Genomic DNA, 16,308 nt, shown 5'->3' with positions numbered 1-16,308 from the left:
GCCTGCACCGGACACGGAAACCGGTGCGCCAAATCCGTCAACAACCTGCGCAAAGCCTGATAGGATGGGGGCTTCGCTTCAATCAACCCGGCCGTGGGATCGGCCCCGGAGACTCCTGAATGACCCGTATTATCGAGTTCCTGATCGCCTTGGGGATCGTGGCTGGCCTGTTCGTCATCATTGGCGTGTGCCTGCCGGGCGAGCGCCACATTTCCGAAAGCATCGAAACCAACCGCAAGATGACGATCGTGTACGACACGGTCAACAGCCTGCGCCGCTTCAAGGACTGGAACCCGCTGGTGCTGCGTGACAAGGGCATCGAGCTGAAGTACAGCGGTCCGGACGCCGGCAAGGGCGCCCGCCTGGAGTATTCGTCCAAGGACAGCGCGCTGGGCCAGGGCAGCTGGGAAATCACCGACACCGAGCAGAACAAGCGCGTGGTGATCGCGATCGAGGACCAGACCAAGGGCAAGGACAAGGTCACCACCTTCACCCTGGAGCCGACCGGCAAGAACGACCGCAACGTCAAGATCACCCAGGACTACTCGGTCAACTACGGGTTCGACCTGTTCGGCCGCTACGCCGGCCTGTACGTCAGCCGCCACATCGGCGACGACCTGAAGCTGGGCCTGTCGCGCATGGCCAACATGCTGGCCTCGGTGCCGAACGTCGATTACCGCGCCGCCGAAGCCCCGCTGACCGACCTGAAGGTCGTGGACGTTCCGGTCGAGGATCTGCTGGTGGTCAACGCCGGCAACATCGACCGCAGCAACGAGAGCATCCGCAAGTCGATCCTGGACAACCAGGAGTGGATCAAGCGCGCGATGGAAGCCAACGGCCTGGAGGCCGCCGGCCCGGTGCGCATCGTGACCACCGATTTCGGCGCCGAGAAGTACGCTTTCGACGTGGCCCAGCCGGTGCGCAAGAAGAGCGCTGCCGCCGCTGCCGGCGACAAGAAGGAAGGCGAGGCCGACAAGGCCGAGGCCGCCCCGGTTGCCGCCACGGGTGGCAAGCTCGACGTCAAGATCCCGTCCGGCAACCCGGTGACCTACGTGCATGCCGACGCGCACCGTTCGGCGTTCGCTTCCTACACCGGCCACATGGCGGGCCTGGACGTGGCGCGCAACGCGCTGCGCGCCTGGGCGACCACTGCCGGCTACGAAGTGACCGACCGTCCGTACGAATCGTGGAAGGGCGGCGTGGACAAGGCGTTCACCACCGACGGCACCTACGACGTGTACTGGTCGGTCAAGTAACCGGCCTGTCGCGGAAGAATGAAGTGATGCACAGAAAACGCGCCGCCCCCAGCGGCGCGTTTTTTGTTGCCTGCTGCCCGGTGGCACGCGGACGCCGGCCCGGGCAGGCGATGCGCCCGGCGTCCGCATGTACATGGCCACGCCGTGGTGGCCGAGCAACCGGGGGAAGATGATGCTGGGACTGGAACGGAGGGTGCGCAGGCCGTCGCTGCTGGCGTTCTGCGGGGCGCTGCTGGCGGCATCGGCGGTGGGCATGTCGGCCTACGCGTCGCATGCGGTGGGCGATCCGCTGGCGCGGTCCCACCTGGAGACGGCGGCCCTGTACGCCTTCGGCCATGGCGCGGTGCTGGCGATACTCGGCCCGGCATCGCTGAACGCCGCCGGGCGTACCGCGCTGTATGTGCTGCTGCTGGGCGTGCTGCTGTTCTCCGGCAGCGTGGCCGGCGGTGCGCTGGGCTGGTGGCCGGCGCGCCTGGCGCCGGCCGGCGGCACCGCGCTGATGGCCGGCTGGGTGTTGCTGGCGCTCAGCGCGCTGAGGCGCTAGCCGCGTGCCCCGGCACCCGCGCGGTTTCGACCTCGGGCAGGGGCTGGCGCACCTGCAGCGCCACGACCGGCGCCTGGCGCGCTGGATCCGCCGCGTCGGCCCGCTGGATGCGCCGCCCGGGTGGCGGCGTCCGTTCGATCCGGTCGATGCGCTGGCGCGCGCCATCGTGTTCCAGCAGCTCAGCGGCAAGGCGGCCACGACCATCGTCGGGCGGGTGGAAACGGCGATCGGCAGCCAGCGCCTGCACGCCGCGACGCTGGCCCGCATCGACGACGCCGGGCTGCGCGCCTGCGGCGTATCGGGCAACAAGGCACTGGCGCTGCGCGACCTGGCGCGGCGCGAGCTGGCCGGGGACATCCCCTCGACCCGGCAGATGGCGTGGATGCACCACGAGGCCATCGTCGAGGCGCTGCTGCCGATCCGCGGCATCGGCCGCTGGACGGTGGAGATGATGCTGATGTTCCGGCTCGGCCGGCCGGACATACTGCCGGTGGACGACCTGGGCGTCCGCAAGGGTGCGCAGCGGGTCGATGGCGGGGCGGGGCTGCCCACGCCGCGCGAACTGCAGGCCCGTGGCCAGTGCTGGGGGCCGTACCGCACCCTGGCCAGCCTGTACCTGTGGCGGATCGCCGACATGGCCGACGGCGGCGCGGACACCAACCGCTCGCAGGACTGAGCACCGCATCAGCGCTGTCGTCCGCTGGGTGCGCCGGTGCGGTGCATGCCAAGGCGGCCGGATGCTGCCGGGGCGGGTTCGCCGTACGCCGGGGGGGGGGGCGACCTCGCGCAGGCGCCGCGGGTGGCCAAGGCTGCGCGCGCGGCTGCGGCGCGTGCGCCAGCGGCCGCCGCTGGCGGGTTCACCCCGTGGGGCCGCTGAAGCACCAGTGCCAGGGTTCGTAGACGATGCCGTGCGGGTTGCCGCGCGGGTAGCTCATGTGGAAGCCGAACTCCCCGGCATGCGCCTGCAGCCAGGCGAAGGCCGCGGTGCGCTCGAACGATTCTTCCGCCGGCGGCTCGCCGGGCGTGCCGATGTCCAGTGCGTTGCCGCCGTGGTGCTCGCTGTAGCCCGGCGCCGCGTTGACGGTGAGGATCTCCGCCACGCGCAGGCCGCGGGCGAGCTTGCGTTCGAAGATGCCCAGCTGGTAGTCGTGGCTGCGGTAGCCGGAGATCGCATCCAGCGCGACGCCGTCAACCGCCGCGGCCGCGCGCAGCCGCTGCCACGCGCGCGCGGCGCCGCGGGTCAGCCACAGCGCGCGCCGGTAGCGGTCCAGGCCGGCGAAATGCAGCCAGGCCGGCTCCGCCACCAGCGGCAGGCCGCTGCCGGCGGCATAGCGCTGGTCCAGGCCCAGGCGCTGCAGGCGTTCGTTGAGGCGATCCAGCGGCAGCGATGCCTGCGCGGGCGGACCGCCGCGCGGCAGCGGGGTTTCCAGGCACTGCAGCGCCGCGTCGATGCCCGGCTCGCGGGCCAGGCGTTCGACCATCGGCATCAGTCCTTCCGGCAGCTGCGCGGCCAGGTAGCGCCCGTCGCGCTTGCGCCGCAGCACCGTGCGCGCACGGGACAGCAGCCGTGCATCGTGGTTGCTGCGCGCGCGCAGCAGGCCGCCAGGCCACAGTTCGATATCCGGGGTATTGAGCAGCAGGCGGGGAGCGGTGCGCATGGCGTTAGCTTGGGCCATCGCCGCGGGGCTGTCGATTGCCGGCGCTGGCGCATGCAGTCGTGCCCGCCGGCAATGCGCGTTGGTCGCTTCTACGCCGCGCCGTCGCCGGCGCGCTGCTTCAGTGCGTCGAGCAGGGCACGTGGCTGCTCGGGCGAAAGCAGCAACTGCGCGCCATCGCGCAGCGGCAGCACCAGGACGCGGCTGGGGTCGGTGATCAGGCAGAACGCCTTGCTGCCATCGCCCATGCGGTAGTGGCCGGAGCGAAAGCCGGGCAGGCTGTAGCCGTTGGTCTTGAGCGCCGGTTTCAAGGCGCGGTGTTCGCCCAGGTCGACGATGCGCGCGCGCTCCAGCTGCAGCGAGCCGATGGCCACGGTCCGGGTATAGAACGTGGAGCGGACCACCAGGCCGCCGGCATCGAGCGTGATGCGCTTGCGCAGGTAGGCCAGGCTCACCGCCACGCCGGTCAGCGACACCAGCAGCGGGCCCACCCAGGCGCGTGGGCTCGCCAGTGCCGCCACGCCCTTGTCGCCGGCCAGGAACGCCAGCGGCAGCCCGATCGCCGCCAGCAGGATGGCCCACAGGATCAGCAGCGGCATGCCGCCCTGTGGCGCGAGCGGATAGTCCTTCGGCAGGGGTGTCGCAGTCGCCATTTCGCGGGTTCCTGTTCCGGTGGTCGTGGGCCGCGGGTGTCCGGTGCCGGCATCATCACCCCGGCATCGGGACACCGTGGTGTCATTCCTGCGCCTGTACCCAGCGCACGATGTCCTGGATCAGCGTGGCATCGACATGGCCCGGCTTGCTGTATTCGTCCAGGGTGCCCTTGCCTTCGCCGGCGATGCCCAGGTGGTTGAGCGCGGGGTACAGGTGGAAGCGGTAGCGTGGCCCCTGCAGTCCCTGTTTCCAGCGCTGCCAGTCGGCATCGACCACCTGGAAGTCGCGGCCGCCCTGCAGCAACAGCACCGGGAGCTGGCTGGCGCGCGCATCGGCCACCGGGTCGATGCGTTCAAGCTGCTGCCAGTAGTGGCCGGGCAGCTCCAGCAGCGTCGCCGCGGGATCGTGGCGCACCTTGGCGATGGCCGCATCCAGGGCGTCCAGGTGCGCCTGTTCTTCGGCACTGACGCTGCCGTCGAGATGGGCCAGGTAGCGGTTCTGTTCGCCCAGCAGGTCGAGGATCGGGCGCGCCGGTGCCGCCAGCAGGATCAGCCCGGCCACCTTGCCCTGGCTCCTGGCGGCGATGCGGCCGGCCAGCAGGCCGCCCTGGCTGTGGCCGAGCACGTGGATGCGGTCGTGGGCGATGGCGGCATTGCCGGCCAGCGCGGCGACGGCGGCGACGGCGTCGTCGGTGGTTTCGTCATCGATGCCGAACGTGCCGCTGAAATCCTGCGGCCGCGCCCGGGTGCGCTTGTCGTAGCGCAGCGAGGCGATGCCGTGTGCGGCCAGGCCGCGGGCGATGTCCAGGAACGGGCGGTTGCCGCCGATGGTCTCGTCGCGGTCCTGCGGGCCGGAGCCATGCACCAGCACCACGGCGGGGAACGGGCCCTTGCCCCGCGGCAGGGTCAGCGTGCCCGGCAGTCCGGGCTTGCCCGACGCCAGCGCCGGCAGGGTGATGGCCTGTTCGCTGAAGGACGCATCCGCGGCCGGCGGCGGTGGCGGGGGCGGCGGGGGCTGCACCAGGAAGCCGGCGATGCGGTCGTCGCCGTCCAGCACCACGCGCGCCAGCACGTTGTCGCGTGCGTAGGCCAGCGGGATGGCCACGATGCGGAAGCCGTCGGCCTCGCTGACGGTCGCTTCGCCGCGCGCACCCGCCGCGCCCAGTAGCACGGGCAGCGACTCCCACATGGCCTTGAGCTTGTGCGCAGGAACCGCGGCCTTCATCTGCGGCGAGAACGTGGCCTCGGCCGCGGCGTACTGGCCGGCGTCGAGCTGGTCGAGCAGCCGCGTGGCCAGCGCGGCGGGGGAATCGGCGGCCGCTGCACCGGCCGCGATCACGACCGCGGTCGCCATGCCGGCGATCCATGCCTGCAGTCGCTTCATCTCAGACTTCCTTCTTGAAGATCAGGGTGGGCGAGGAGATGGTGGGCGTGGCGTGTACCACGTTGACCAGTTCCCAGCCGAGCCGGCCATGCCGGTCCAGCTCTTCCTGCAGCGTCTCCATCTTGAAGTCGCCGAGCATGCCGGTCTTCACTTTGACGACGAGATACTTCCATTGCGTACTCATGGTTCTTCCTCGGTGGATTCGTTTCTGGGGGTGGGCAGCCGCCCGGCCTTGCGCAGCGCATCGCGTATCACGTACTCGATCTGCGCGTTGAGGCTGCGCAGCTCGTCGTCGGCCCAGCGCTGCGCCGCCGCCAGCACGTCGGCGTTGATGCGCAGCGGATAGGCCTTCTTCTCGCTCACCGGCGTCCCGTCCCCACCGGTGCGCGACGCAGGTGCAGGACCAGCGCCACGCCCAGCGCGTTGACCACCACCACCAGCGCGATCACCACGGCATAGGTGGCCATGCGGTTGCCGGCGGCCAGGTACAGGCCGGTGGCGCCCAGGAACAGGCTCAGCGCGATCAGCGCCCAGCGCAGCCCGAGGCCGCGCGCGTGGCGGCTGCCATCGCGGCTGCTCCAGGCGGCGATGCCCAGGGCGGGCAGGCCGGTGAGGGCGACGATCAGCGCGGCGAGCAGGTCATTCATCGATGCTGCCTCAGTACAGCGAACCGGTGTTGACCACCGGCTGGGTGCCGCGGTCCGAGCACAGCACGGTGAGCAGGTTGCCGACCATCTGCGCCTTGCGTTCCTCGTCCAGCGAGACCAGGCCGCTCTTCTGCAGCTCGGCCAGGGCCATCTCGACCATGCCCACCGCGCCGGCGACGATCCGCTGGCGCGCGGCGATCACCGCGTTGGCCTGCTGCCGCTGCAGCATCGCCTGGGCGATCTCGGGGGCATAGGCCAGGTGGCTGATGCGCGCGTCGAGCACCTGCACCCCGGCATCGGCCAGGCGCTCGGCCAGCTCGTCCTTCAGGTGCTGGGAGATCTCGCTGGCGTGGCTGCGCAGCGACAGCTGGCCGTCCTCGTGCTGGTCGTAGGGGTAGCTGGTGGCCATCGCGCGCAGCGCCGACTCGGACTGGATGTGCACGAAGCTCTCGTAGTCGTCGACGTTGTAGACCGCCTCGGAGGCGTCCACCACCTGCCACACGATCACCGCGGCGATCTCGATCGGCGAGCCGTCCAGTTCGTTGACCTTGAGCTTGCCGCTCTCGAAGTTGCGCACGCGCTGGCTGACCTTCTTCTTGGTGAAGAACGGGTTGTTCCAGCGCAGGCCGTTGTCCTTGACCGTGCCCACGTACTTGCCGAACAGGCTCACCACCGCGGCCTGGTTGGGCTGGACCATGTACAGGCCGCAGCTCAGGAACAGGCCCACGACCAGCAGCACCAGGCCAGCGGCCACCAGCAGGCCGGCACCGCCGGCCCCGGACTTGGCCAGGACCACCGCGTAGACCAGCGCGGCGGCGCCGGCCAGCATCAACAGCAGCGAGCCCAGCAGGCTGGGAATGCCGGGCAGGGAACCGAGGGCTTTCTCTTTCATGGCGCGTCATCCGTGGTGGTTGCGATGAAAGATATCAAATTGATATCAACATGCAAGAGGGGGCGATCGCTTGCCCGCGGCTAGAATGTGCGCCCCCGTTGCCCTCCGGATCCGCCCGATGACCTCGCTTGGTACCCCGCTGTCCCCTTCCGCCACCCGCGTGCTGCTGCTCGGTTCGGGCGAACTGGGCAAGGAAGTGGCGATCGAACTGCAGCGCTTTGGCGTGGAAGTGATCGCCGTGGACCGCTATGCCGATGCCCCGGCGATGCAGGTCGCGCACCGCAGCCATGTCATCGACATGCTCGATCCGCAGGCGCTGCGCGCGGTGATCGCGCGCGAACAGCCGCACCTGGTGGTGCCCGAGATCGAGGCCATCCACACCCAGACCCTGGTGGAGCTCGAGGCCGCGCAGGGCCTGCGCGTGGTTCCCACCGCGCGCGCGGCGCGCCTGACCATGGACCGCGAGGGCATCCGCCGGCTGGCGGCCGAAACCCTGGGCCTGCCGACGTCGCCGTACCGCTTCGTCGACACCGAGGCCGAGTACCGCGCCGCGGTAGAGGCCATCGGCCTGCCGTGCGTGGTCAAGCCGGTGATGTCGTCGTCGGGCAAGGGCCAGAGCACGCTGCGCAGCGCGGCCGACATCGGCCCGGCCTGGGAGTACGCGCAGACCGGTGGCCGCGCCGGCGCCGGGCGCTGCATCGTCGAGGGCTTCATCGATTTCGACTACGAGATCACCCTGCTTGCCGTGCGCCACGCCGGCGGCACCGCGTTCTGCGCGCCGATCGGCCACCTGCAGCGCGACGGCGACTACCGCGAAAGCTGGCAGCCGCAGGCGATGTCGGCCGCGGCGCTGGCGCGCGCGCAGGCGGTGGCGCGCGCGATCACCGACGACCTCGGCGGCTGGGGCGTGTTCGGCGTGGAGCTGTTCGTGAAGGGTGACGAGGTGTGGTTCAGCGAGGTCAGCCCGCGCCCGCATGACACCGGGCTGGTGACGCTGGCATCGCAGGCGCTGAGCGAGTTCGCGCTGCATGCGCGGGCGATCCTCGGGCTGCCGGTCGATGCCGGCGAGGGCGGGTTGATCCGCCACTATGGGCCGGCGGCGTCATGCGCGCTGCTGGCGCAGGGCAACGGCGTGCCGTTCTTCAGCAACGTGGCCGACGCGCTGGCGCACCCGGATTCGGCGCTGCGCCTGTTCGGCAAGCCGGTGGTGCAGGGCCAGCGCCGGGTCGGCGTCACCCTGGCCCGTGCCGCGGACGTGGACCAGGCCCGCGCCATCGCCCGCGACGCGGCCGCGGCCATCGGCATCGAGCTGCGCTGACCGGCCGCTCGGCATGACAGAAAAACGCCGGCGGTCGCCGGCGTTTTTTTCTTCAGTCGCTGCTGCCTGCGGGCAGGCTCAGCGCACGTCCACCCATACCAGGTGGTGGTCGCTGCCGTCGGCGATCGCCGCCTCCGCGGTGCCGGCCGCCGGCCAGAACACGCCGCCGTCGACGTAGCTGAAGCCGGTCGAGGGCAGCACGTAATCCAGCCGCATCGTGCCCGAGCGCGGGCCGAAATCACCGGTGGCATGCTGCGGCGCGCCGCGGCGCACGATGCCTTTTTCCGCATAGGCCAGGCTGGTCTGCTCGCCGCCGGCGCTGGCCGGGGTCGGGTAGCGCAGCACCCGCGGGTGTTCCAGCAGCTCGACGATGGCATCGTGGCGGCCGTCGCCATCCACCGGGTCGTTGTTCAGGTCGCCGACGATCACGAAGCGCGCATCCGCGGCCAGCCCGCCGCAGCGGCCCTGGTCGTCGCACAGCCACGGCGCGTCGCCGCCGTCCAGGTAGTCCTTCCACAGCCGCAGTTCGTCATGGTTGCGCGCGGCGTTGCGCTTTTCCCGGCCATCGAACACCGGCGGGGTCGGGTGCGCGGCCAGCACGTGCACCGTGCCCAGCGGGGTGCGCACCGGCACGTCCCAGTGCGACTTGGACGAAAGCCGCAGCTGCGACCAGACCGCGTCGTTCCAGAACGGCTTGCCGGTATCCGGGTCGATCGGGCGGATCGCGCCGGGCAGGGCGCTCCACTTCAACAGCTGGAAGCTGCGCACGGCCGCGGTGTCGATCGGGTACTTCGACAGCACCAGCATGCCGTACTGGCCCGGGTGCAGGCCGTAGCCCCAGGCATCGTTGCCGCGCTCGCGGCCCTTGCCGCCGACGCTGCCGTTGTTGTCCAGGTCCAGGCCGCTGGGCACCCCGGTGTTGACCGGTGCCAGGTAGCGGTAGGGATAACGCAACGGGTCGCCGCCACCGGCCTGCGCGGTTTCCAGATAGCGCTGCTGGAACAGGTCGGCGGCGCGATGGGCCTCGTCGAAATCGAACTCGTTGAGCAGCACCAGGTCGGGACGGACCCGCTGCAGCACCGCGGCGATCTTGCGCGCATGCGCGCTGTCACCTTCCAGTTCACGGATCAGGCCGCCGGCATCGTCCGAATACAACGACGTGTTGTAGGTCGCCAGCCGCAGCTGGGCAGTGGCCGGTGCTGCCGGCGCGGCGGCCGGGGCGGTGCTGGTGCAGGCGGCGCAGAGCATCGTCAGGGCCAGGAGCAGGGTGTGTTTGTTCATGGCCGCATTCTCGCACCCGGGCGATGAAGGTGGGATGGCAGCGTATGGGCCTATGCGACCGGCGCGGCACCGGTGTCCATGTCGAGCCAGCGGCGGCCGTCGAAGCACTCCAGCGGCCGGTAGCGGCGCTTGTAGTCCATCTTGCGGTGGCCGTCGATCCAGTACCCCAGGTACAGGTGGGGAGCGCGGCAACGGCGCGCCCAGTCGATCTGCTGCAGGATCGCGTAGGTGCCCAGGCCGCGTGCGCGCTGGTCCGGATCGAAGAACGTGTACACCGCCGACAGCCCCAGCGGGGTGACGTCGGTGACGGCCACCGCCAGCAGCGGGCCGCGCTGCCCGGCGGCGCCCGGGGCGCGGATCTCCAGGAAGCGCCCATGCGACCAGCCGCCGATCAGGAACTGGTCGAACTCGTGCGGACCATGGTCGTCCATGCCGCCGCGGGCATGGCGCGCGGCCAGGTAGCGCCGGTACAGCGCGAACTGCTCGTCGGTGCGTGCGGCCGGCAGCACCCGGCATTCGAGGTCGTGGTTGCGCGCCAGGCAGCGGCGCTGGCTGCGGTCGGGCGCGAAGCGGTCCACCGGCACCCGCACCGGCACGCAGGCGCGGCATTGCTGGCAGTGTGGCCGGTAGACCAGGTCGCCGGAGCGGCGGAAGCCCCAGCCCAGCGCCATCGGGTAGAGCTCGCCCAGCCGGCTGTCCTGCGGGTCGAGCACCAGGTCGCGCGCGCGCCGCTCGGGAAAGTAGCCGCAGGGGTGTTCGCCGGTCTGGAACAGGCGCAGTTCTTCGTGGGAGTCGCCATGCAGGGCCATGGCCACAGCATAGCGGCCGGCGGTCTCAGTACGCGCGTCCGGCGTGGGCTGTCTGCGCCGTGAACACCGCCGGTATCGGCGTCAACGCAGGCGTCCGGCGCGCGTTGATTGCCATGAGGACGCAGCCATGCGCCCGATCTTCCACCACCGGAGCCCGACCATGACCCACCGCAAACCCCTGATCCTGCTGGCCGTACTGCTGGCCGCTTCCGCCACCGGCGCCACCCTGGCCGCCACCGCGCCCACGCAGAAGCCGGCGCCGGCGCGCATGGATGCCAACGGCGACGGCGCGATCGACCGCCAGGAAGCCGCGGCGCACCCGCGGCTGGCGCAGCGCTTCGACGCACGGGACACGAACAAGGACGGCAGGCTGTCGCGCGATGAGATGCCGCGCTGGCACGCCCGTGGCGGCGACGGCCACCGCGGCATGGGCCGCCACCATCGCGGCCCGGGAGGCCAGGGGATGCTGCGGATGATGGACAGCGACCACGATGGCCGCGTCAGCGCCGCCGAGTACCAGGCCTTCTTCCAGCGCATGGACGTCAACAAGGACGGCTTCATCGACCAGGCCGACCGCGAGGCGCGCGCCAAGCAGCGCCGCGAGGAATGGTTCCGCAATGCCGATACAGACAAGGACGGCAAGTTGAGCCCTGCCGAGCTGGAGGCTGCCCGTGCCAGGATGGGCACGCGCGGTCCGCAGCCGATGCCGGCGCCAGCGGCGAAGTAAGCCAGTCCCGATGAAACAGCGCCCCGCCATCGTGCGGGGCGCTGCTTTTCGCGCCCGCCGCATTGGCCGCGGGCGCGGCGGGTCAGCGGGTGAGCAGGACGTACAGCACCGAGGCGACCACCAGCACGCTGGATACCGCCACCGCGCTGCGGCCGAACAGGCTGTTGTACAGGCGGGTGGGGCCGCTGCGGCCATGGCGGGCGGCGTCGCGGGCCAGCATCGGGCCCATGATCCGCGGCAGCGTGACCAGGTACTGGTAGTTGATCGCGCACATGCCCACCAGCAGCGATGCCAGCGACACCACCAGCCCGAGGTGCAGCAGCACCACCAGCAGCGTGCCCCCGCAGAACAGGGCGGCGGTGGCGGTGTGCAGGCGCATGAAGCGCTGCACCTGCGCGCGCTCGGCGGCCGATTCGGCGTAGTGCAGCAGGTACAACCCGCCCAGCCAGGCGGCCGCGGTGCCGCCGAGGGTGGCGCCCACGGCCAGGCCGAAGTGGAAACCATCGGCCATCAGCGTATTGGCCAGCATGCCGACCGAGCCGCCCGCCGCGCCGCCGCCCACCGCGCTGGCGCCCATGCCGCCGGCCCCGGCGCCCAGCTTGCCGGCGCTGGCCAGGCCGGCGGTACTGCCGATCACCACCGCGCTGGCGGTGCCGGGCGCGGCCACCATCAGCAGCGAGCACAGGGTGGCGGCGAACGCGGTGCCCGGCGCGCTGGCGCGCGCGAACTCGCCGAAGCGGCGCAGCATTTCCTCGCGCACGGTGGCGCGCGCGCGCGACAGGCGCTTGCGCACCGCCGCGTCGCTCAAGCCCAGCAGCGCGGCGACCTGCTGCGAGCTCTGGCCCTCGCGGTAGAACAGCAGCAACGCCTCGCGGCTGTCCTCGGGCAGGGCGGAGATGATCTCTTCGGCAGCCAGTTCCTCCTCCACCCGCGCCATGGCTTCGGCGGCGCCGGGGGCGGGGTCGGCCGCCATGCCGATGGCGATCTCGGCGGCTTCGCCGCTGAGCGGGCGGTTGCGGTTGGCGCGCAGCCAGTCGCGGGCGAGGTTGCGGGTGATCTGCCGCAGCCAGGGCAGGAAGCTGGACGGATTGCTGAGCTGGTTGAGCTGCTGCCAGGCCTTGATGAAGGCCTCCTGGGCGATGTCCTCGCTGGCCTGTACGTCGCGGGTCATGGCCAGGGCGATGGCGGTCACCGTGTTCTGGCAGGCCACCACGATGCGTCCATAGGACTGGGTGCAGCCGCCGCGGGCGGCGGGCAGTTCGTGGTGCAGCAGCGATTCGAGCGTGGCAGCGGTCATGGGCGGCTCCCGGTGGTCTGCATTACCGGACGGAGCCCGCCGGCCGATGTGACTGCCCGCCTGCCGGTCAGGGCTTCGGTGGCGTTGCCGGTGCGGCTGGCGTTGGGGCCGGGGCCGGTTGGCTGGGCTGGATGCGTACCCGGAAGCCGTCCGCGTTGTCCTGGCCGGGGGCCGGTTGCACCTGCGGCGCCGGTGCGGACACCGGTGCGGCCGGCGGTGCGGCGCGGTGGCGCAGCATGACCACCAGCGCGACGGCGGCGATCACCAGCAGCAGCGCGATGCGGATGCGCCAGGCCCAGCTGCGGCTGCCGGACGCCGCCGGCGGGTCGCGGAATGCGTATTCGGCGACCGGGTGGTCGCGGCGGGTGGTGTCGAGCAGGCGTGCGTCGCGCAGGATCTCGCGGGCGCGCGGCTGGTCGTCGGCGCGTACCACCCAGACGGTGGGCAACTGGCTGTCGTCCTTCTTGTCCAGATAGCTGAACTGGCCGCGGCGCCTGCTCTGGTACGAGCGGCCGTTGGTGATGCGGACCTCGATGCCGGCCTCGCGCAGCAGGGCGGCCACGCCTTCGGCGTTCTCCACGCGCTGGCTGGTGAAGATCTTGCGCATGCTTACTCCCCGCCGCCTTCGCCGGCCGCCGGCGCGACCCGGATCAGGCCTTCCTGCGCGGTGCTGGCCACCAGCACGCCGTCGCGGGTGAAGAACTGGCCGCGGGCCAGGCCGCGCGAGTCCTGCGCGCTGGGGCTGTCCAGCGAATACAGCAGCCAGTCGTCCACGCGGAACGGGCGGTGGAACCACAGCGCGTGGTCGAGCGAGGCCATCTGCACGTGCGGCTGGTAGTAGCTGATGCCGTGCGGGAAGGTCGCGGTGCCCAGCAGGTGGAAATCCGAGGCATAGGCCAGCAGCGCCTGGTGCAGCTCCGGCGCATCGCCGACGCGCTCGTTCAGGCGCATCCACACCTGGTGGTAGGGCGGGCGCTTGGGCGGATGCAGTTCATCGCGCGGGTAGACGTGGCGGAACTCGAACGGGCCGCCGCGCGAGAGCCAGCGCTGCACCTTCACCGGCAGTCGTTCGAGCACCTCCGGCGGTAGCGGGCGGTTGGGCTCGATGTCTTCCGGCTGCGGGACCTCGGGCATCTTGTGCTGGTGCTCGGCGCCGCGTTCGGCCTGCTGGAACGACGCCGCACAGAAGAAGATCACCTTGCCGTGCTGGATCGCGGTGACCCGGCGCACCGAGAAGCTGCCGCCGTCGCGGGTGCGGTCGACGTCGTAGATGATCGGGTGGTCGATGTTGCCGGCGCGCAGGAAATAGGCGTGCAGCGAATGCACGTGGCGGCCGTTGTCGATGGTGGCCTGGGCGGCGGCCAGCGCCTGCCCCAGCACCTGCCCGCCGAACACGTACTTGGTGCCGATGTCGCGGCTCTGGCCCCGGAACAGGTTGTCCTCGAGCCGCTCCAGCGACAGCAGGTCGATCAGTTCGGGTACCACGGGGTCGGCGTTGGCGGACAAGAGGGCGGGCCTGGGGTTCGACAGGCCGCCATTTTGGAGCAGAAACGCGTGCAGAGGAACGAGAGCCGGGTGAAAGCGGCGGCAGCGTGCCGTGCCTCTCTCCGTTTCTGGTTCCTCGCCACCCCGTTCCTAGCTTTTGCCCAGCCTGGCCGCCAGGGCCTGCAGCGCGGCCTGGGCGTCGGCCGAATACCAGGCCTCGACGAAGCGCTCCAGCTGGATGTGCTGCGGCTGCATCGCCTCGTGCAGGTCGGCGCGGGCAATGGCGCGGGTCTGCAGCATCGGCTGCCGCGGCAGCGTCAGCTGCGCCTGCAGCCAGGCCAGTGCGCGCGCGACCACGGCGTCGGCGCCGTCGGCCAGTTCGTCCACCAGCCCGATCTCCAGCGCGCGCTCGGCGCTGACCAGTTGCCCACCCGCCAGCAGCACCCCGGCCCGGTGCGCACCGACCACGCGCCGCATCAGCCGCTGGATGCCTTCCGGCGCGACCAGTCCCACCTGCACTTCGTTCAGGCCGATCAGGTACGGCTTGGCCGGATCGACGCTGCGCGCCATCACCCGGTAATCGCAGCACAGCGCCAACACGCAGCCGCCGGCCGGGGAGTGCCCGGTCAATGCGGCCACCACCGGGATGCGGCTGTCGGCCAGCGTGCGCGCGGCACCGAAGAACGCCTGCCAGCTGTCCATCAGCCGCTGCCGGTCTTCGCCATGGCGCAGCAGGTAGGGCACGTCCATGCCACCGGTGAAGACGCGCTCGCTGCCGGACAGCACCACGCCCTGCACGTCCTCGGCCATGGCCTGGTTCATCGCCGCGATCAGCGCGCGGCACAGCTCGGTATCCAGCGCGTTGACCGGCGGCCGTGCCAGCCGCAGTTCGCGCACGGGGCCGTGGTTGATCGTGTCGATAAGCGTTGTCATGCTGCGGCCTCGAATTACGGCAGGGAGTCGAGGGTCCGATGATAACCAAACCATTCGCGTGCGTACTGTTGGGCATGGCCGGCTTCGCCGCCAGTGCGCTGGCGCAGGCCGCGCCGTCGTCATGCGTGCGCCTGGATGGCGGCTGGATCCGTTTCCCGGCGATGGCGCACATGGCCGGTGGCTTCGGTCGCATCGACAACACCTGCAAGGCCGACGTGGCGGTGACCGCGGTGCGCAGCCCGGCGTTCAAGGACGTGTCCGTGCATGAAACCACGCTGGTCGATGGGGTCAGCCGCATGCGCGCGATCGAGCGCCTGCCGCTGGCGGCGGGCAAGGGCGTCGAGCTCAAGCCCGGCGGGCTGCACCTGATGCTGATGGATGGCAACGGCCCGCTGCAGGAAGGCCAGCGCGTGCCGGTGTCGCTGGTGCTGTCCGACGGTACCGAAGTGCCCGGCGAGCTGGTGGTGCGCAGGCCCTGAGATGGAAGCCGGGGTGTGCCGCCAAGGCCGCGCCAGCCGGCGCGGTGCTCAGCTTCCCACCTGCGCCGGCGGGCGCCCGGAGATCACCGCCTGGATCCAGTCGGCGTAGTGGCTCGCACGCACGTTGCACGCGGTCTGGCCGTAACGGCCCGGCCGCGCGGTGCGCACGTCGCCTGCCATCACCTTCCATGACCCGAGGCCGGCCAGGCGCCATTGGCCGCCGTCCTCGATGAGCAGCGGGCCTCCGCTGTCCCCGTTTCCCAGCATGCCTTCCAGGGGCAGGGCGGCGGGCGGTTCGTCGAACACATAGCAGAGCCAGCGGTCATAGGCGCTGGTGACGATATTGAACGCGCGGCGCAGCTCGGTGCGGTTGGGGCCGGCGGGATCGTGCCCCGTGGCGCCGGTGCCGGTGGCGCCCATTCCCACGATCGCGATGGTCCGGCCAGGCTCGTCGCCGCGCGGGTAGAGCGCGACAGGCGCCACGCCCGCCACCGGTTGCCTGAGTTCGATCAGCGCGATGTCGTCGGAGGTGGCGAGGAAAGCCACGATCAGCATCGCCTCGCCGCTGGCCATGGCCTGGTCGACCAGTGCCTGCGGCAGCGTCCGGTAGCCCGGATGGACGACGACACGCGCGACCTCGCGCGGCCGCCCGTCGACCACGACCTGGCCGAGCGGGAAATGGGCCGGGAGGGTATGCGCCGCGGTCACCACCCAACGCGGCGCGATCAGCACGCCATGGCCCTCGCCGGGCATGTCGACCAGTGCCGGGAAGGCTGAGGCGGGCACGCGGTACTTCGCATCGTCGACGTCGTGCCGGATCACGACGGCGCCGGCAGCCAGGGGAACGGTGAGAAGCAGCAGGAGCCAGGCGAATCGGCGCATGGGCGGTTCCGGAGTGGGCGGCGATGGAATGTCCAGGGAGGTACCGTCCCGTTCCGCGGATGCGGC

General features: G+C 71.1%; 20 protein-coding genes. 6 read left to right on the top strand and 14 right to left on the bottom strand.

Going from position 1 to position 16,308, the window contains the following annotated elements:
* The first annotated feature begins 119 nt into the window (after window positions 1-119).
* The 3 genes from AC06E6_RS14310 (at window position 120) to AC06E6_RS14300 (ending at window position 2,476) form a co-directional block, all read left to right on the top strand.
* Entirely contained in the window at window positions 120-1,256 is a 1,137-nt protein-coding gene (locus AC06E6_RS14310; RefSeq protein ID WP_293756594.1) for a polyketide cyclase, read from the top strand.
* 172 nt (window positions 1,257-1,428) lie between these two features.
* Window positions 1,429-1,800 (top strand): DUF423 domain-containing protein, encoded by a 372-nt coding sequence (locus tag AC06E6_RS14305; RefSeq protein ID WP_478061806.1) that lies wholly within the window; start codon window positions 1,429-1,431, stop codon window positions 1,798-1,800.
* 4 nt (window positions 1,801-1,804) lie between these two features.
* Window positions 1,805-2,476, top strand: a complete 672-nt coding sequence (locus AC06E6_RS14300) for a DNA-3-methyladenine glycosylase family protein (RefSeq protein ID WP_478061782.1) — start codon at window positions 1,805-1,807, stop codon at window positions 2,474-2,476.
* Window positions 2,477-2,657: 181 nt separating this feature from the next.
* Here AC06E6_RS14300 and AC06E6_RS14295 read toward each other — a convergent pair whose 3' ends face one another.
* From AC06E6_RS14295 to AC06E6_RS14265, 7 genes are all read right to left on the bottom strand, one after another.
* Window positions 2,658-3,458 carry a M15 family metallopeptidase gene (locus AC06E6_RS14295; protein WP_478061780.1) on the bottom strand — a complete coding sequence of 267 codons (801 nt, stop codon included), beginning with the start codon at window positions 3,456-3,458 and terminating at the stop codon, window positions 2,658-2,660.
* Between the two features lie 89 nt (window positions 3,459-3,547).
* A complete protein-coding gene (locus AC06E6_RS14290) occupies window positions 3,548-4,108 on the bottom strand; it encodes a PH domain-containing protein (RefSeq protein WP_237723409.1) in 561 nt (186 codons plus the stop codon).
* Between the two features lie 82 nt (window positions 4,109-4,190).
* Complete coding sequence (locus AC06E6_RS14285) at window positions 4,191-5,492, bottom strand: alpha/beta hydrolase (protein WP_478061779.1); 1,302 nt, start codon at window positions 5,490-5,492, stop codon at window positions 4,191-4,193.
* 1 nt (window position 5,493) lies between these two features.
* Complete coding sequence (locus tag AC06E6_RS14280; protein WP_054666950.1) at window positions 5,494-5,676, bottom strand: DUF4177 domain-containing protein; 183 nt, start codon at window positions 5,674-5,676, stop codon at window positions 5,494-5,496.
* A complete protein-coding gene (locus tag AC06E6_RS14275; RefSeq protein ID WP_054666948.1) occupies window positions 5,673-5,855 on the bottom strand; it encodes a type II toxin-antitoxin system antitoxin in 183 nt (60 codons plus the stop codon). Before AC06E6_RS14275 ends, AC06E6_RS14280 begins: the two co-directional genes overlap by 4 nt.
* Window positions 5,852-6,139 (bottom strand): hypothetical protein, encoded by a 288-nt coding sequence (locus AC06E6_RS14270; protein WP_054666946.1) that lies wholly within the window; start codon window positions 6,137-6,139, stop codon window positions 5,852-5,854. The genes AC06E6_RS14275 and AC06E6_RS14270 overlap by 4 nt, the downstream gene beginning before the upstream one ends.
* A gap of 10 nt (window positions 6,140-6,149) precedes the next feature.
* Window positions 6,150-7,031, bottom strand: coding sequence for an SPFH domain-containing protein (locus AC06E6_RS14265; protein WP_293756581.1), 882 nt, complete (start codon window positions 7,029-7,031; stop codon window positions 6,150-6,152).
* Between the two features lie 118 nt (window positions 7,032-7,149).
* Here AC06E6_RS14265 and purT point away from each other — a divergent pair, with 118 nt between their 5' ends.
* On the top strand, window positions 7,150-8,349 hold the full coding sequence (purT, locus tag AC06E6_RS14260) for a formate-dependent phosphoribosylglycinamide formyltransferase (protein ID WP_312346136.1): 1,200 nt from the start codon (window positions 7,150-7,152) through the stop codon (window positions 8,347-8,349).
* A 78-nt stretch (window positions 8,350-8,427) separates the two neighbouring features.
* On the opposite strand, the gene AC06E6_RS14255 is transcribed toward purT, so the two are convergent.
* Together AC06E6_RS14255 and AC06E6_RS14250 are read right to left on the bottom strand one after the other, a co-directional pair.
* A complete protein-coding gene (locus AC06E6_RS14255; RefSeq protein ID WP_293756575.1) occupies window positions 8,428-9,630 on the bottom strand; it encodes an endonuclease/exonuclease/phosphatase family protein in 1,203 nt (400 codons plus the stop codon).
* 50 nt (window positions 9,631-9,680) lie between these two features.
* The gene (locus AC06E6_RS14250; RefSeq protein ID WP_104939256.1) at window positions 9,681-10,439 is read right to left on the bottom strand and encodes an arginyltransferase; all 759 of its coding nucleotides are present in this window, start codon (window positions 10,437-10,439) and stop codon (window positions 9,681-9,683) included.
* 160 nt (window positions 10,440-10,599) lie between these two features.
* Between AC06E6_RS14250 and AC06E6_RS14245 the strand changes: the two genes are divergently transcribed.
* Entirely contained in the window at window positions 10,600-11,166 is a 567-nt protein-coding gene (locus AC06E6_RS14245; RefSeq protein WP_293756572.1) for an EF-hand domain-containing protein, read from the top strand.
* A gap of 82 nt (window positions 11,167-11,248) precedes the next feature.
* Here AC06E6_RS14245 and AC06E6_RS14240 read toward each other — a convergent pair whose 3' ends face one another.
* The 4 genes from AC06E6_RS14240 to AC06E6_RS14225 form a co-directional block, all read right to left on the bottom strand.
* A complete protein-coding gene (locus tag AC06E6_RS14240) occupies window positions 11,249-12,463 on the bottom strand; it encodes an RNA polymerase sigma factor (RefSeq protein ID WP_161613450.1) in 1,215 nt (404 codons plus the stop codon).
* A gap of 67 nt (window positions 12,464-12,530) precedes the next feature.
* Entirely contained in the window at window positions 12,531-13,070 is a 540-nt protein-coding gene (locus AC06E6_RS14235) for a putative signal transducing protein (RefSeq protein WP_478061777.1), read from the bottom strand.
* A 2-nt stretch (window positions 13,071-13,072) separates the two neighbouring features.
* On the bottom strand, window positions 13,073-13,969 hold the full coding sequence (gene tesB, locus AC06E6_RS14230) for an acyl-CoA thioesterase II (protein ID WP_104939254.1): 897 nt from the start codon (window positions 13,967-13,969) through the stop codon (window positions 13,073-13,075).
* 129 nt (window positions 13,970-14,098) lie between these two features.
* Window positions 14,099-14,881, bottom strand: a complete 783-nt coding sequence (locus tag AC06E6_RS14225) for an enoyl-CoA hydratase/isomerase family protein (protein WP_240212107.1) — start codon at window positions 14,879-14,881, stop codon at window positions 14,099-14,101.
* 38 nt (window positions 14,882-14,919) lie between these two features.
* On the opposite strand from AC06E6_RS14225, the gene AC06E6_RS14220 reads away from it, so the two are divergent.
* Complete coding sequence (locus AC06E6_RS14220) at window positions 14,920-15,360, top strand: copper chaperone PCu(A)C (RefSeq protein ID WP_478061775.1); 441 nt, start codon at window positions 14,920-14,922, stop codon at window positions 15,358-15,360.
* 48 nt (window positions 15,361-15,408) lie between these two features.
* On the opposite strand, the gene AC06E6_RS14215 is transcribed toward AC06E6_RS14220, so the two are convergent.
* Window positions 15,409-16,242 carry a S1 family peptidase gene (locus AC06E6_RS14215; RefSeq protein WP_478061773.1) on the bottom strand — a complete coding sequence of 278 codons (834 nt, stop codon included), beginning with the start codon at window positions 16,240-16,242 and terminating at the stop codon, window positions 15,409-15,411.
* Window positions 16,243-16,308: the final 66 nt, after the last annotated feature.

This window comes from Stenotrophomonas sp. Steno-Z10-HUANG (assembly GCF_056393075.1).
The sequence above is the reverse complement of the archived record's forward strand: the minus strand, read 5'-3'. Positions and strand labels throughout refer to the sequence as shown.

Coding starts and splice junctions, on each gene's coding strand:
- AC06E6_RS14290 (WP_237723409.1), bottom strand. CDS start 4,108: ATGGCGACTGCGACACCCCTGCCGAAGGACTATCCGCTCGCGCCACAG.
- AC06E6_RS14250 (WP_104939256.1), bottom strand. CDS start 10,439: ATGGCCCTGCATGGCGACTCCCACGAAGAACTGCGCCTGTTCCAGACC.
- AC06E6_RS14225 (WP_240212107.1), bottom strand. CDS start 14,881: ATGACAACGCTTATCGACACGATCAACCACGGCCCCGTGCGCGAACTG.
- purT (WP_312346136.1), top strand. CDS start 7,150: ATGACCTCGCTTGGTACCCCGCTGTCCCCTTCCGCCACCCGCGTGCTG.
- AC06E6_RS14220 (WP_478061775.1), top strand. CDS start 14,920: ATGATAACCAAACCATTCGCGTGCGTACTGTTGGGCATGGCCGGCTTC.
- AC06E6_RS14255 (WP_293756575.1), bottom strand. CDS start 9,630: ATGAACAAACACACCCTGCTCCTGGCCCTGACGATGCTCTGCGCCGCC.
- AC06E6_RS14265 (WP_293756581.1), bottom strand. CDS start 7,031: ATGAAAGAGAAAGCCCTCGGTTCCCTGCCCGGCATTCCCAGCCTGCTG.
- AC06E6_RS14245 (WP_293756572.1), top strand. CDS start 10,600: ATGACCCACCGCAAACCCCTGATCCTGCTGGCCGTACTGCTGGCCGCT.
- AC06E6_RS14280 (WP_054666950.1), bottom strand. CDS start 5,676: ATGAGTACGCAATGGAAGTATCTCGTCGTCAAAGTGAAGACCGGCATG.
- AC06E6_RS14235 (WP_478061777.1), bottom strand. CDS start 13,070: ATGCGCAAGATCTTCACCAGCCAGCGCGTGGAGAACGCCGAAGGCGTG.
- AC06E6_RS14305 (WP_478061806.1), top strand. CDS start 1,429: ATGCTGGGACTGGAACGGAGGGTGCGCAGGCCGTCGCTGCTGGCGTTC.
- AC06E6_RS14240 (WP_161613450.1), bottom strand. CDS start 12,463: ATGACCGCTGCCACGCTCGAATCGCTGCTGCACCACGAACTGCCCGCC.
- AC06E6_RS14295 (WP_478061780.1), bottom strand. CDS start 3,458: ATGCGCACCGCTCCCCGCCTGCTGCTCAATACCCCGGATATCGAACTG.
- AC06E6_RS14310 (WP_293756594.1), top strand. CDS start 120: ATGACCCGTATTATCGAGTTCCTGATCGCCTTGGGGATCGTGGCTGGC.
- AC06E6_RS14270 (WP_054666946.1), bottom strand. CDS start 6,139: ATGAATGACCTGCTCGCCGCGCTGATCGTCGCCCTCACCGGCCTGCCC.
- AC06E6_RS14285 (WP_478061779.1), bottom strand. CDS start 5,492: ATGAAGCGACTGCAGGCATGGATCGCCGGCATGGCGACCGCGGTCGTG.
- AC06E6_RS14215 (WP_478061773.1), bottom strand. CDS start 16,242: ATGCGCCGATTCGCCTGGCTCCTGCTGCTTCTCACCGTTCCCCTGGCT.